The sequence below is a fragment of the Bradyrhizobium amphicarpaeae genome (genome assembly GCF_002266435.3).
GTDB classification, from domain to species: Bacteria; Pseudomonadota; Alphaproteobacteria; order Rhizobiales; family Xanthobacteraceae; genus Bradyrhizobium; species Bradyrhizobium amphicarpaeae.
Genome location: NZ_CP029426.2, coordinates 1,116,815 through 1,130,699, shown reverse-complemented (window position 1 = coordinate 1,130,699; position 13,885 = coordinate 1,116,815). Strand labels below are relative to the sequence as shown.

Below are 13,885 nucleotides of genomic sequence, written 5' to 3'. Positions count from 1 at the left end.
AGGGCAGTTACGAGCTTACTGGGTGGCAGTTTCGCTGGGGCGGCCTGCCGTCTTCCACCGAAAATGCCGGGCTGTGGATATGTGCACAATTGCCGAATGAAAAGCTCAATGAAATCAACATCAATCACCGGAGAAGCACAAGAGGGGATCGACTTCATCCGGCCGTCATCGCGGCTTCCTTATAATCGCCATGGTCGGTTCCGCCATCTATGTGCGGGTGGGCGCCGATCCTCCTCGCAACCTCAGGAGATTGTTAGGAAAGACCGGCATATTCGTCCTGGTTGAACCGGAGGATTTTCGATGAGCTTCAGATCGAACGACACTGCGATCGACGAGATCGTGGCGAGCTGCAACGGCGATCTGCGCGGTGCCGTGCGGGCGCTGCTGCTGATCAACGAGCACCTGGAAACGGAGCTGGCAAAGGCCTACGCCGCGGCCATCGATCGCGGCCCGGTCGAACGCGGCGGCAACGCCCTGCATTGATGGCAGACTAGTTCGTGCCGTCCTCTTCCTTTTCCTCGTCCGGCGTGGGCGCGGGACAGGCGCGGATGGTCGAGCGGGCAAGCTTGGCATCGGCCTTGGACTTGTAGGGACCGTCGCCGAACCAGATATCGCCGATGATGACCGGATTGCTGGTCACGATATTGCATTTTCCGGTGGCGCGGTTGCCGACCACCCAGAACAGTCCGTCGGCGAAGCTCAACGTTCCCGACGCCAGCAGCAACACACCTGCAAAGATCAAACGCTTCATGGCTTTTGCTCCTGCCATGCAGGTAGGCCTGCTGCGGCACCGGCAATAGGGCTCACGATGCCGCGCTTTGCGATCGTGGTTAATCCGAAGCAGCCGCGTTCACTCGAGACATAATGGAGTTTGAGGCTAAATATCTCGTCCCTCGACCTTCTCGGTCAGCGACTTGACCTGGTCGGGAATCTTTTCGAGGTGCGGATTGACGGCCAGCGCCTTGCGATAGGCGTCGAGCGCGCGCTTGTCGTCGCCGACCTCCTGCATGATCATGCCGAGGCCTGCGAGCGCACCGAAATGGCGCGGCTCCCGGATCAGCACCTGCTGGATATCCGCAAGCGAACGGCCGTAATCGTTCTGCATGTAGTAGAGCGTGGCGCGCCGGTTCCAGGCCTCGATGTAGTCGGGCCTGAGCTTGATGACCGAATCCAAAAGCTTGATCGCGACATCGATCTTCTTGGCATCGACTGCGGTCTTCGCCCGCGCCATCAGCAAGGACGCGGTGTCGCTCGGGGTCTGCAGCCAGATCGCCCAGATCCGCGCCTCGACATGCTTGGCACTGGCCTCGTCGGGCGCCGCCTTCAGCGCGCCGAACAGGAAATCGAGATTCTTGGTGCGATCGACCTTGGGCAGCTTGGCCGGCGCCTCTGGGAGCTTCTGCTGCTTGCCGGACGGTGCCGGACGATCAGCCTGCGCCAGCGCCGGAGCGAGGCCGACCGTCCCCAGAACGAGGGCCAGACACAAAGTGCGCGCGAAAAGGAATCTCACTGCCATGGCCAAAGTCTAAACGCGCAAAGCCGCCCTTGCAAAGCAAAGGCGGCGTCAAACTCGTGTGAGCAGTGGTCTTGCGGGGCGCGCGCGGAGCCCTCGGCAGGGATCAGCCTTTGACTGATCAGCCCTGACGAGCCTTGAAGCGGCGCTGCACCTTGTTGATCACATAGACCCGGCCCTTGCGGCGGACCAGGCGGTTGGCGCGATGGCGACCGCGCAGCGACTTCAGGGAGTTACGGACCTTCATGGCAGAATCCTGAACGTTCGAAAGGCCGTGTTCGGCACTACCGTTTCGGCACGCGCGAATGTGGCAAAATGAGATCTTTCCCGCCGGCGGACGACCGCCCGGGACGGGGCGGTTCTTAAGGCATCGCGGGAGGTCATGTCAATGTTAACTGCCGGGTTCCGAACCGGCAAATTCGTGAAAACAACCCCATGCACAGTAGAAACGGCCGGATCGGCCCGATTTATCGCCAAGGAAATCAGCGGTGTTTCGACGACGCCTTGCCAAGTTCGTTATATCATATAATCAATTCGGCAACCCGTCGGGAGGAAACCATGCCGAAGCTGAAGCTGCCTGATATCGACAAAGTCGTCGCCATCGACATCCACACCCATGCCGAGGAGCCCTGCGGCTGCCATCCCGACGACGGCTATGACGACTTCCAGGCGCAGATGGCGGAGTATTTCAAGTCGCCGAACAAGCATCCGCCGACGGTGCCGGAGACCGCGGCCTATTACCGCTCCAAGAACATCGCCGCGGTGATCTTCCCGGTCGACGCCGAGCGCGAGACCGGCTTCCGCCGCTACAACAATTACGAGATGATTGAGGCCGCCTCCGACCATCTCGACGTCCTCATCCCCTTCGTCTCGATCGACCCGCACAAGGGCAAGCTCGGCGCGCGCGAGGCGCGCAAGCTGATCGAGGAATACGGGGTGCGCGGCTTCAAATTCCATCCGACCATGCAGGGCTTCTACGCCAACGACCGCATGGCCTATCCGCTCTACGAAGAGATCAACAATGGCGGCGCGGTCGCGCTGTTCCACACCGGCCAGACCGGCGTCGGCTCCGGAATGCCCGGCGGCATGGGGATGCGGCTGAAATATTCCAACCCGATGTACATGGACGACGTCGCGGCCGATTTCCCCGACCTCAAGATCATCCTCGCCCATCCCTCTTTCCCCTGGCAGGAAGAGGCGCTGTCGGTCGCGACCCACAAGCCGAACGTCTATATCGACCTCTCGGGATGGTCGCCGAAATATTTCCCGCCGATCCTGGTGCGCTACATCAACTCGATCCTGCAGGACAAGATGCTGTTCGGCTCGGATTGGCCGGTGATCACGCCGGACCGCTGGCTATCGGATTTTTCCAAGATCGAGATCCGCGACGAGATCCGGCCGAAGGTGCTGAAGGCGAATGCGCGCAGGCTGTTGGGGATCTGACGAGGAGACGAGCTCTCGCGACAAGCCCTCGCGAGAGCCACCAACCTAACCCGCTACCGCTCGACCACAGCGAAAGGTGTCTGCTTCGGTTGGCTCGACCAGCCGCGAATTATGGCTGGCCAATCGTGCCATCTTTCTGCCATGATACAACTATTGAGCGTATCGGCAGGATTTGATGGTACATTTCGACTCGGAATTGCCTGAGCGTAAGGCGTTTTCTCTCCATGGCTGCCCCGTCGATGTGAAGGCAGCGCGGCCCGGTTCTTCCTCGTCCCGCAAGGACCTGCTTCGGGATCACGCCGACCGGTCTGCGACGTCGCGCATCCGCTGGCGCGAGAAGGCGGCCTTCTTTCACCGCGAAGACGAATGCTATTTGCGGTTCCTGATCCCGCCTGGAAGCCGCGTGCTCGACATCGGGTGCGGCATCGGAGATACGCTCGCGGCGCTCGCGCCATCCTATGGCGTGGGTATCGATTTCAGCTCCGCACAGATCGACATTGCGCGACAGCGTCATCCAGATCTCGCGTTCGTCGAGGGCGACGCCGAGGGCCCCACCACCTTCTCTGCCATCGAGGGCCCGTTCGATTTCATCCTCGTTCTCGACACGATAGGCTCCCTGGACGACTGCCAAAGCTTCATCGAGCACCTCCACCCGCTATGCACGCGGGAGACGCGGATCGTCTTCGGATACTTCTCTCATCTCTGGTACCCGGTCCTGAAGCTGGCCGAGGCCCTTGGCATGCGAATGCCGCACCCCGACCAGAACGTGCTTTCGCCGGACGACCTGCGCAATCTCGTGTCGCTGGCCGATTTTGATCCCGTCAAATCCGAGCAGCGCGTCCTGTTGCCCGCGTCGCTGTTCGGGATCGGGCGCTTCGTCAATCGCTTCATCAGCGTGCTGCCCGGCATACGCGCGCTGTCACTTCGTCACTATCTCGTTGCCCGCTCGATGCGGTGCGCCCACGACGACATCAAGTCGGTCACCGTGGTGATTCCGGCGCGAAACGAGCGCGGCAACATCGAACCGGCCGTACGACGCATCGCCGGATTCTGCCCCGACATCGAGATCATCTTCATCGAGGGCCACAGCAAGGACGGCACCTTCGAGGAAATGCAGCGGGTCAAGCAGGCGTTCGTCGGGCAGGACATCAAGACGATGAAGCAGCCGGGCAAGGGCAAGGCCGATGCGGTCTTCACCGCCTTCGATGCGGCGCGCGGCGATGTCCTGATGATCCTCGACGCAGACCTGACCATGCCACCGGAGCAACTCTGCAAGTTCTATGACGCGCTGTGTTCGGGTAAGGGCGAGTTCGTCAACGGCTCCCGCCTGGTTTATCCGATGGACGAGGGGGCCATGCGCTTCCTCAACCTGGTCGCCAACAAGATCTTCTCGTACTTGTTCTCGTGGCTTCTCAATCAGCGATACACCGACACGCTTTGCGGAACCAAGGTGCTGCGCCGCAGCGACTATCAACGTCTCAAGGCGGGCAAGGCCTATTTCGGGGACTTCGACCCGTTCGGCGACTTCGATCTGATCTTCGGCGCGTCCAAGCTCAACCTGAAGTCAATCGACCTGCCGATCCGTTATGCCGCACGCAATTACGGCGAGACGCAGATCTCGCGCTTCAGCCACGGCTGGATGCTGCTCAAGATGGTTGTATTCGCCTTCTTCAAGATAAAAGCGGTTTGATCAAGATGATCGCTGTTGCGAGCCTCCGGTGAAGGCCGGGCCGACGGAATTGTCCCGGTCCATCCCGGGCACATGGCTCGAATGGCTGGCCCGGAAAGACCCGCTCGACCGCCTGACACCGTTCGGATGGCGGGGCGCGCTGGCGTTTCTTTTCGCCTTCTCTCTCCTCTCGTTCCTGCTGTGCGGCTATTTCATCGCCTATTGGCGCAATGCCGATATGGATTTCATGGTGGTCTACAGCGCCCTCTCGCTCAACGACGGGAGCAAGCGCGCCTTCTTCGATCACCCGGCCTATTGGACCATCCTGTCGGTCGAGTTCTGGCTTCGGCTGCTTCATCAGCTTCGACTTCTGGACGAATGGACGCTTTCAGCCATTCCAGCGGATGGCCAGCGCTTCGATGCAGCGATGACGAACGTCATTCGCGCCGGGCGGATCGTGGCGGCGATGACCGCAGGCGCATGCCTGCTCGGATTCGCCGTTCTGGCCAAGAGAATCGTTCGGGATCGGCGAGTCGCAACATGCGGCGTATTTGCGTTCGCGATGTCGGGGGGCGTGCAGATGCACCTGCGCATTCTGCGCAGCGAGATGATTGCAGCCTGTTTCTGCGTGATCGCCCTCATGCTGCTCGTCATCGTGGCGCGTCGAGGCTCCGTCCTCCGGCCGGTCGCGCTCGCGGTCGCGGCGTGGCTCTGCATGCTGGGGCTTGAAAACAAGGTCCAGGCCATCCTGCTGATCGCAGCCATCCCGGCCGTGCTGTTGCCCTTCGGAGGCAGCGCAAGCGCGAGCGTCGGATTCTGGAGGTCGGGTGCGCGCGCCTGGACGACGGCCGCGGCTGCCGCCGTCGTCGCAGCCTGCGCGGCGGCGACGGCGTGGCCGCTGGTCTCCGCGGGCCTCGATCCTGTTGCGGCAGCTGCCACAGGATTGCATCCGCTTCTGCTCGGGAGATTTGGCACCTATCAGATCCTGCTATGGGGTTGGATCCTTGGCTGCATGGTCGCGTTTGCCGTGCAGTGGCGGGTGAGTCCGCCCGAGACTCTTGCAGCGATGTCCGCTCTCGTTGCCGGCGCGTCGCTCGGCCTCCTGGCGCTCTACGTCCAATACGACGCGCGAGATGCGGTGATCGTCCTCAATCCGCTCGAGAAGATGCTGCAGTACGCAAAGGCTTCAGGCGCGGACGGGCAGCTGCAAAACTCCGTCGGCCTGCTCCTGTCGGGATTGCTCGGCGTCTTCATGCGTTACACGTTCGTCCTGTTCTCCTCGCCGCGTCCAACTGTATTCCTGACCTGGCTGATCATTCCCGGAATTGCCTATGTCTGGCGACAAGGCGCCCACCAAATTGCCGTGCAGGCCACCGTCCTCCTGCTCGCGGCAATAGCGATCGACACGCTCGGAGTCCGCCGCGGCCTCAAACTGGAATATTTCGTTTTCACCGACCCGTTGATCATCATCGCGGGGATGCTCCTGCTTGATCAGGCAAGAAACCTTTGGCTGCACCCCTGGACCTTCACCGTCGGCGCGATACTGATCGCGCTGCACGTCGCCATCAGCCAGGCGGAGCCGGTGAAGATCGCGTTCAAGGGCAAGGGCCGCGAAAGCATCTGTGAGTGGAGCCCCGAATACCTGCCAAGGCTCCCGCTTCGGTGGTGCGGTCCGTCTGCGAGCGCCGCCGGACCAGAGGTCAAATAGCGGCCGAGGTCAGCCAGGTGTTCGCCGAAAGGGCGACCTGGACGCGGTGAGGACGTGAGCCGGCTGTCTGGTCTGATGTCCTGACGGAATCACCACCGTCCAGGAGGCACAATTTCTACAGGCATTTTGAGGCGACCTGCGCAAGCTGCTGGCCGGTTTGCGTTGCCGAAAGCACCGGGCCGCGCGAGACCGGTCCCGTCATCGCATCATCATCCGGGGTGTCGCCGTGCTTACTCGCATTTCTGGTAAATTCCGGAAATCGCTTCGGCCGAGCACATGATGCCTCCCCACTGATAACCGATGCGGCCGTGGAATTCGATCTTGAACCAGTCGTAACCATCCATGCTACCGGCCCGCTCCAGCAGCGTGATGCCGCTCTTCTCGGTCAGGCTCGCCAGTTTCGGCGCCGACATCGACGGTTCGGTCCGCATGATACCGCCGAGCGACATGCCGGCCATCGGCAGCGCCGGCTGGTTGGCGATGGGGCGCCGGCCGGGATGCGCATCGTTGGGAACGCAGCGGTCGGTCTGCGGCGCCTGATGGAAGCCGGGCCCGCACGGGTCTGCATTGCCGAGCCCGGACCGGCCACCCTGCATGGCCACGTCCGGTCTGAAGCTGCATTTGGCAGAGCCCCAATCCGGAATTTCGACCGTGATCTGGTTCTGGTCAGGAGAGATCTGGACGGCGTAATCGCCTTCGGAGAAGCGCAAAGCATTGCCCGCTTCCTGCTTCAGCCGCATGGTGCCGCCCTCGATCGGTCCGGCCTTGATCGCGTTCGGAGCAATCACCGTGAGCGTGATGGCGTTGCCCTTGGGGCAGGAATAGGTGCGGGTCTGCGCCCCGGCAAAGCCGGCGGACAACATCAAGACCAAAACGGCGGCGAGCACTCTTGTCATCGACGGACCTCGCATTGGAGCCGCGCATTGCAAAACGCGTCATGGCGGCGATGACGATCTGACAAGCAGCAAAATTGGATGCCGTGGCGTGACTGCGCGCCACGGCATCCAGTTATTCGTCAAACGCACTGCCCCTGCGGGTTCAGCTTCTTCGGCGGCGCGCATGCCGCAGGCGGCGGCGGCGGGGGCGCCGTTACCGGTTTCGGCGGTGGCGGCGGCGGCGTCACAGGCTTTGGCGGCGGTGGCGGTGGTGCCACCGGCTTGGGTGGAGGCGGTGGCGCTGTCACCGGCTTCGGTGGCGGCGGCGGTGGTGGCGTCACCGGCTTGGGTGCAGGCGGCGGTGCAATCACCGGCTTCGGTGGCGGTGGCGGCGTTGTCACCGGCTTCGGGGGTGGCGGCGGCGGTGGCGTCACCGGCTTTGGCTGCGGCGCGACCTCTGGCTTCGGTGCGGGCGGCGGTGACGGTGCCACCACCGGTTTTGGCTGCGGTGCGACCTCAGGCTTCGGTGCGGGCGCCGGTGACGGTGCCACCACCGGCTTGGGCACAGCCGTCGGAGTTGGCGAGGGCGTTGCCACCGGCTTGGGCGCCACCGTTGGTGTTGGCACGACGGTTGGCGTAGGCGACGGCGCTGCTCCCGGCTTGGGGGCGGGCGGCGGAGTGGTCGTCGGTGTCGGCGCCGGTGTCGAACTTGGCGTTGGCGACGGCGCAACCGTAGCGCCGGGACGCGGCGGTGGCGCCGTCTTGACGCCGGAGGGAGCCGGATTGGCGCTGCAGATGAACTTGCCGCCGCCCTGGTCGACGGTCTTCATCTGGCAAGCGCATTTGGTCGCGATGATATCCTGACCTTCGGCACAGTTGCCGCCCTTGGTCAGCGGCGTGGACTCGCCGCTCAGCAGGCGGCCGCAAACTCCGTTCTCGATCGGCTTCAACGGAGCCACGCAATTGCAACCGGCCTGCGCGATGTTCTGTCCTTCGAGACAGGCACCGCCACGCGTCGGCTTGCCGCAACGACCGCCCGGCAGTTCGACCAGCGGGAGCACGCAGCGGCAACCGCCGGCCGTGCTCTGCCCTTCGCTGCATGACGCACCTCCGACGATCGGCGCCCTGCCGGACGCCGTGCAGTAGAGATCGTTGCCGACTTTGACGGTCGTCATGCGGCACTTACAGCCGCTGCCGCCCATGAGCTGGCCGTCGGTGCAAGTCGTGTAAGGGACCGAAGAGCAGATGAACTTTCCGCCACCGGCATCGACGGTGTTCATTTTACAGGTGCACTTGGTCGCCGCGATGTCGTCACCTTGCTTGCAGGTTCCTCCCGCCGACGGCGCGCCGGTTTCGTTCAGCAGCAGCCGTCCGCAGAATCCATTTTCGATGGGCTTCAGCGGCGCCACGCAATTGCAGCCGGTCTGCGCGATGTTCTGCCCCTCAAGACAGGCCGCACCGCGGGCGGTGGGCTGGGTGCATTTGCCGCCAGGCAGGACCGTCAACGGAGCCGCACAGAGGCAACCGCTGGCGGTGTTCTGGCCGTCGGTGCAACGCGGAGGCCCTCCCCCCGTTTGTGGCGTGGGCTGACCACCTCCCGTGGCACCGCCTCCGGTTGCCGGCGTGGGCGTCGTAGTTGGAGTCGGGGTCGGGGTTGTCCCGGTATTGGCGGCAACGCATTGGAAATTGGTGCCGCTGCCGACGAGCCTGGTCCCGGCCGGACAGCCGCAGACGCCTTGCTCGATCTTGCCGCCCGAACAAGTGATGGACTCGTTGAGCTTCACGCATTTTCCGTTTTGCGCCGTCTCTCCCAAGGCGCAGACGGGTGCGGTGGTCGTGCTGCCCCCACCTGTCGGCGGCGGAAGGTCGCCACGGACGCATTGGAAGTTGGTGCCACTACCGGTTAGCTGGGTGCCGGACGGGCAGCCGCACACGCCCTGCTCGATCCTTCCGCCAGTGCAGGTGATACTCGCGTTGAGGCTGACGCAATTGCCGCTGGCGTCCTTGGTCTGACCGATCTGGCAAATCGTCCCGGCACGCGTAGGCGTCGCGATCGGAGTCGGGGTCGCCGTGGGCGTTGCGGTTGGGGTTACGGTGGGCGTCGCGGTCGACGTCACCACGGGGGTCGTGGTCGGCGCGACAACCGGTGTCGCGACCGGCGTTGGCACAGGCCGCGGCATCTGGCGGTAGCAATTCGGCGGGGTGCCGACGAGCGGCGGCTGACACGTCGCGGCCGCGACGCAATTGGGCGGCGTGCCGGTTTGTCCGGTGCCGCAGAATCTCTTGTTGCCGAACACGTTCCCGACCTGGGGACGGTCCTTGCCGCCGCTGATGATCCCCAGCACCACGCCGCCGACGACGGCCGGCACCAGATACGGCGCCACCCGCGAAATCGAGGGGACGCAGGAGAATGTGGGATAGTCGCCCCAGACGACCGTGCCGCGCGGGCAATAGCAGGCTTGATAGCCATTGCCGGAGATTCCGACCTCGCCGCCGCGGCAGGCCAGATCCCGGCGGCAGCTGCCTCCGGGGCCCATCTGCCATGGCGGACAATTGCCGCCGCCGATCCATTCACATTCGCCGGTCGCTTCCGACCATTGAAAGCCGCGCCGGCACAACAAGGGCTCGGTGATGTAGGCCGGACGACGACATGTGGAGCCGGTCCAGTAGCCGCCGATTTCGCGGCAGTCTGCGAGAGCGATGTCATAAGCGGGGTTGCGGGGCGCAGGCGGAGCCGCGGCTACCGGACGGCCGCCGGGCGCGGGCGCGGCTGCGACCGGGCGCCACTGACTGGCGTTATCCTGGTCTTGCCGGAAATCGTCGACCAGAGCCGCTGCACCATTGACCGAAAGCAGGAAGCGATCGGTCTCGCGATTGCGAAACTGGACGAAGTTGGTGCCGTCGACCGGCTCGAACGACCAATGCCCCTCCGTCGCTTCCGGGGGCGTCGGCAGCGCTCTCGGCTTACCGTTGACGTCGGTGAGATAGGTCTTCTTCCAGGCATTCCTGATCCGCACGAAGGGCGTATTCGGCACGCTTTCGAACGTCCATTGCGCGCTGTCCCATTCGGGCGACGCCGCGACGACATCGACCGTCCCTGAGGCCGAGGTGTTGAGGGCCCTGGAATTGTCGAGGCGCGCCACGAGACGATAGGCCCCCCGAAGCTGGAATTGCTCGACCGGCGAAACCTGCGGCAGCTGCGCCATCGCATCTTGCGGGGCCGGCTCCGGCGGTGCTGCGGCGACAGGAGCGGGTGGCGGGGCTTGGACGACCGCGGGCGGTGGCGGCGCTTGAATAACGGCCTGCGGCGGCGGTGCTGCGGGCGCAGCCGGCGCGAGCGGCTGTTGCGCGCCTGGCACCGGCGGCGCCAGCTGCGCGGTCGCGACGCCACCGACATCGATCGTCATGGGATCGGCCGTGGCCGTGACGGCAGTCAGGCATTTTTCCGCGTCGTCGGTCACGACCCAGGAATGGCCGCTCGACGTCGATTGCTTGAACTGGTTGCCGCCTTCCACCAGGCCGACGAATTTGCGGTCGCCGCTCGGATCGATCCAGTAGATGCGGCGGCGTTCGGTCGAGGCGTTGCGGAACGACAATTCGACGGGGCTGCCGGGCTGCGCCGATTTCAGGCTCCCCTCGGCGCTGCAATCCAACGCCTGTGCCATGCCCGGGGATACGAAAGACAGCGTTGCGGCGGCGAGGATCAGTGCGGAAAAAATGGCTTTTGAAAAAGAACGAGGCAAAAATAGCGACATCAATGCACACCTCAAAAAATGGGCGCGCGCAGCCGCAATGTGACCGCGTAACCGCGTTGCATCCCGCCGCGAGTTAACAAGGGGGTTTTCGCGCACGCATGATCAGTTCTGATTATGCGACAGTCTGAAGCAGGCTGGGCGGCCTCAGCCTGCTTGCGGGTCTCCGCCGCGCACCGCGGAGATACCTCCCAGCAGGGCAACAACGTCGGTTTGGCGCTGGCAGCCGGTTTTCTCGAGGACAGCCCTGACCTGAACGCGGACGGTGTTCGACGAAACGCCGTTGTCGCCGGCGAGATCGTCCACGGTCCTTCCGGCGGCAAGGCCGCGCGCGACGCGGGCTTCGGCCGGCGTCAGGTCGAACAGCGACATCACCAATTCCACCGGCGGCGCGTTCGGCGCGGCGACCGGCATCATGATGAACACGGCCGTGCTGCGGGCAAAGATATCGCGGGCGGAAAATCGGATCGGCACGACATGGCCGACCATCGGCGAGTCATCGACCGGGTCGCGCACCGGAAAGGACTGAACACCAGTGTGATCCCCGAGCTTCACCCGAGCGATTGCCTCGCCCAGCATGACGTCCGCGCTCCTGTCCTTCAGCGCCACGCGATCGCCTGCCCGCCAATGCACGAGGTGGCCCATGCTCTCGATCAAGGCGTTGGCCGTGAGCACGCAGCCGGCTTCATCCAGCACCAGCGCCGCCAGGCCGAGTGCCGCCAGCGTCTGGCTGGCTGCCTGGGCGCGTTCGAGGTGCAGCCGCGCCGCAAGCACCGACGCGCGGGCAAGATGCGGGCGCAACGTATCGAGCTTCCTGATAACGGCGGCGTCGGCAGGCCCCTGCGCAACGGTGCGTGACAGCACGATCGAAAGCGCTTCGCCGGTCGGCAGCGAAAAAGCCGTCGCGGCTCCCCATCCGAGGCCCATCTTGCGCCAATTGTCGCGATAAATCGGCTCGGCCTCAAGCTCATCCTGCGAACACAGGTCGACGTCCCGCAGAAAGCCGGCATGCCGGCTCTTGTGAACCAGCGACATCAGCTTGCCTTGCCAATACCAACCGTCGGCAACGAAGCGCCCGGTGATATCGCGGGAGTTCTTGGACGCTGTCCACGCCGTGACCTGTGGATTGGTGACGAACAGCGAGGCGCCGGCGGATTCGGATATCTTCGACGTGTTCTTCAGCACTTCGGGCCAAAGCTCGGGCACGAAGCTGGACTCGTAGATCCGGTCGACCAGTTCAGATTCCAAGGATTCCAAGTGGTCGCCCCCAAAGCCGCCGCCTCTCCCGAGCGGCTGCCTGATCATCGTTGCAAGAAATACATGGCTTGTCGAGTGTTGAAACCCGAGCGATGTCCGGCAAGGCTGCATCGAGGTCACCACCTCAAAGGCATTCCTTTTTACCGAATCAACCGGGACTGGTGCGCGAAATGAATGCGACGATGGAGACATCCGCTCGGCGGTCCGGCCCGCTGCATCGTTGCTCGTACAGAGATCAGCCAGCAATTGGACGTCCGCAGCAGCGCATGCACGGCGACCACACTTGCGGTGGCAGACTTACACTTTGCTCTGGTAAACTGACGATGATGTGCCCACCTTCGATGGGCGTCGTGACCCTATTTGCCCGGAAGGACAGCCCATGAGCATCAAAGCCGTCGTCTTCGACGCCTACGGGACGCTCTACGACGTCCAGTCGGTCGCAGAGATCACCGAGGATGCGTTTCCCGGCTATGGCGAGATCATCACGCAGGTCTGGCGCATCAAGCAGCTCGAATACAGCTGGTTGCGCTCGCTGATGCGACGCTACCAGGATTTTGCGGCCGTCACCCGCGACTCCCTCGCCTACACGCTGCGCGTGCTCGGGCTCGCCTATGAGAGCGAGGCGTTCGAGCGCGTGATCGAGAAATATCTGCACCTCGATCCCTATCCCGATGCGATGAGCACGCTCGCGGCCTTGAAGCCGCGAAAGCTCGCCATCCTCTCCAACGGCAGCCCGGACATGCTCAATGCCCTGGTGCGCAACTCCGGCCTCGATCGTCTGCTCGATGCCACCATCAGCGTCGACGCGAAGAAGATCTTCAAACCGAGCCCGCAGGCCTACGAGCTGGTCGGCGAGGAGCTCGGCACCGGACCGGACGAGGTCCTGTTCGTCTCTTCCAATCCTTGGGATGTGGCAGGCGCAAAGTCGTTCGGGCTGAATGTCGCCTGGATCGAGCGGGTGACGCCCGAGGCGATGGCGCTGGCTTGCGTCGAGAACGAACTCGTGGCACCGCTGACGATGTTCAAGGCGATCCGCACCCAGATGGACGAGCTTGGCTTTGCGCCGGACCACCGCGTCCGTTCGCTGTCCGAGCTGCCAGGGATCATCAAGGGATGACCCCGGGGATCGCCTAACGATCGCCGTTCGCCCGTGTGAGACTTGAATGAGCCTGGAATCCGTTCGCGCCTTTTTCGCCGAGAAAGCCCCCGACATCTCCGTCATCGAATCCGAGGTCAGCTCGGCCACAGTGCCGCTGGCCGCGGAGGCCTATGGCGTCGAGCCCGGAATGATCGCCAAGACGCTGTCCCTGCGCGTCGGCGAGCGCGTCATCCTGATCGTCGCCGCCGGCACCTCGCGCATGGACAACAAGAAGGTCAAGGCGCAGTTCGGCGGCAAGCCGAAGATGCTGGGGCTGGAGGAGGTCGCCGACATCACCGGCCACGAGGTCGGCGGTGTCTGCCCGTTCGGGCTGAAGTCGCCGCTGCCAGTCTATTGCGATGTGTCGCTGAAGGCCTACGACGTGGTGGTCCCGGCCGCGGGCTCGACCCACAGCGCGGTGCGCATCACGCCGGACCGGATGGCCGAACTGACCGCGGCCGAATGGGTCGATGTCTGCGAGGTCAGGCCGTAAGGCGGCACCGGATACGATCTCTGGTGCATTTGCCGGT

At 63.9% G+C, this 13,885-nt stretch carries 12 protein-coding genes; 6 read left to right on the top strand and 6 right to left on the bottom strand.

Going from position 1 to position 13,885, the window contains the following annotated elements:
* The first annotated feature begins 300 nt into the window (after nucleotides 1-300).
* Nucleotides 301-483 (top strand): hypothetical protein, encoded by a 183-nt coding sequence (locus CIT40_RS05455; protein ID WP_094894807.1) that lies wholly within the window; start codon nucleotides 301-303, stop codon nucleotides 481-483.
* A 7-nt stretch (nucleotides 484-490) separates the two neighbouring features.
* Here the strand turns inward: CIT40_RS05455 and CIT40_RS05450 are convergent, their stop codons facing one another.
* From CIT40_RS05450 to ykgO, 3 genes are all read right to left on the bottom strand, one after another.
* Nucleotides 491-751, bottom strand: a complete 261-nt coding sequence (locus tag CIT40_RS05450) for a hypothetical protein (RefSeq protein WP_094894804.1) — start codon at nucleotides 749-751, stop codon at nucleotides 491-493.
* A 126-nt stretch (nucleotides 752-877) separates the two neighbouring features.
* Nucleotides 878-1,516 carry a tetratricopeptide repeat protein gene (locus CIT40_RS05445; protein ID WP_094894801.1) on the bottom strand — a complete coding sequence of 213 codons (639 nt, stop codon included), beginning with the start codon at nucleotides 1,514-1,516 and terminating at the stop codon, nucleotides 878-880.
* A gap of 118 nt (nucleotides 1,517-1,634) precedes the next feature.
* Nucleotides 1,635-1,760, bottom strand: coding sequence for a type B 50S ribosomal protein L36 (gene ykgO, locus CIT40_RS05440; RefSeq protein WP_006611362.1), 126 nt, complete (start codon nucleotides 1,758-1,760; stop codon nucleotides 1,635-1,637).
* 311 nt (nucleotides 1,761-2,071) lie between these two features.
* Between ykgO and CIT40_RS05435 the strand changes: the two genes are divergently transcribed.
* The 3 genes from CIT40_RS05435 to CIT40_RS05425 all read left to right on the top strand — a co-directional run bounded on the left by CIT40_RS05435 (nucleotide 2,072) and on the right by CIT40_RS05425 (nucleotide 6,333).
* Nucleotides 2,072-2,956 (top strand): amidohydrolase family protein, encoded by an 885-nt coding sequence (locus tag CIT40_RS05435; protein ID WP_094894798.1) that lies wholly within the window; start codon nucleotides 2,072-2,074, stop codon nucleotides 2,954-2,956.
* Between the two features lie 175 nt (nucleotides 2,957-3,131).
* On the top strand, nucleotides 3,132-4,646 hold the full coding sequence (locus CIT40_RS05430) for a glycosyltransferase (RefSeq protein WP_094894795.1): 1,515 nt from the start codon (nucleotides 3,132-3,134) through the stop codon (nucleotides 4,644-4,646).
* Between the two features lie 28 nt (nucleotides 4,647-4,674).
* Entirely contained in the window at nucleotides 4,675-6,333 is a 1,659-nt protein-coding gene (locus CIT40_RS05425) for a hypothetical protein (protein ID WP_244611912.1), read from the top strand.
* A 230-nt stretch (nucleotides 6,334-6,563) separates the two neighbouring features.
* Here CIT40_RS05425 and CIT40_RS05420 read toward each other — a convergent pair whose 3' ends face one another.
* The 3 genes from CIT40_RS05420 to CIT40_RS05410 form a co-directional block, all read right to left on the bottom strand.
* Nucleotides 6,564-7,229, bottom strand: a complete 666-nt coding sequence (locus tag CIT40_RS05420; protein WP_148667168.1) for an SH3 domain-containing protein — start codon at nucleotides 7,227-7,229, stop codon at nucleotides 6,564-6,566.
* A 119-nt stretch (nucleotides 7,230-7,348) separates the two neighbouring features.
* A complete protein-coding gene (locus tag CIT40_RS05415; RefSeq protein ID WP_094894789.1) occupies nucleotides 7,349-10,873 on the bottom strand; it encodes a hypothetical protein in 3,525 nt (1,174 codons plus the stop codon).
* A gap of 234 nt (nucleotides 10,874-11,107) precedes the next feature.
* Nucleotides 11,108-12,463, bottom strand: a complete 1,356-nt coding sequence (locus CIT40_RS05410; RefSeq protein ID WP_148667167.1) for a helix-turn-helix transcriptional regulator — start codon at nucleotides 12,461-12,463, stop codon at nucleotides 11,108-11,110.
* Between the two features lie 133 nt (nucleotides 12,464-12,596).
* Here CIT40_RS05410 and CIT40_RS05405 point away from each other — a divergent pair, with 133 nt between their 5' ends.
* On the top strand, nucleotides 12,597-13,334 hold the full coding sequence (locus tag CIT40_RS05405) for a haloacid dehalogenase type II (RefSeq protein ID WP_094894783.1): 738 nt from the start codon (nucleotides 12,597-12,599) through the stop codon (nucleotides 13,332-13,334).
* Between the two features lie 46 nt (nucleotides 13,335-13,380).
* On the top strand, nucleotides 13,381-13,848 hold the full coding sequence (locus CIT40_RS05400) for a YbaK/EbsC family protein (RefSeq protein ID WP_094894780.1): 468 nt from the start codon (nucleotides 13,381-13,383) through the stop codon (nucleotides 13,846-13,848).
* The last annotated feature ends 37 nt before the right edge of the window (nucleotides 13,849-13,885 follow it).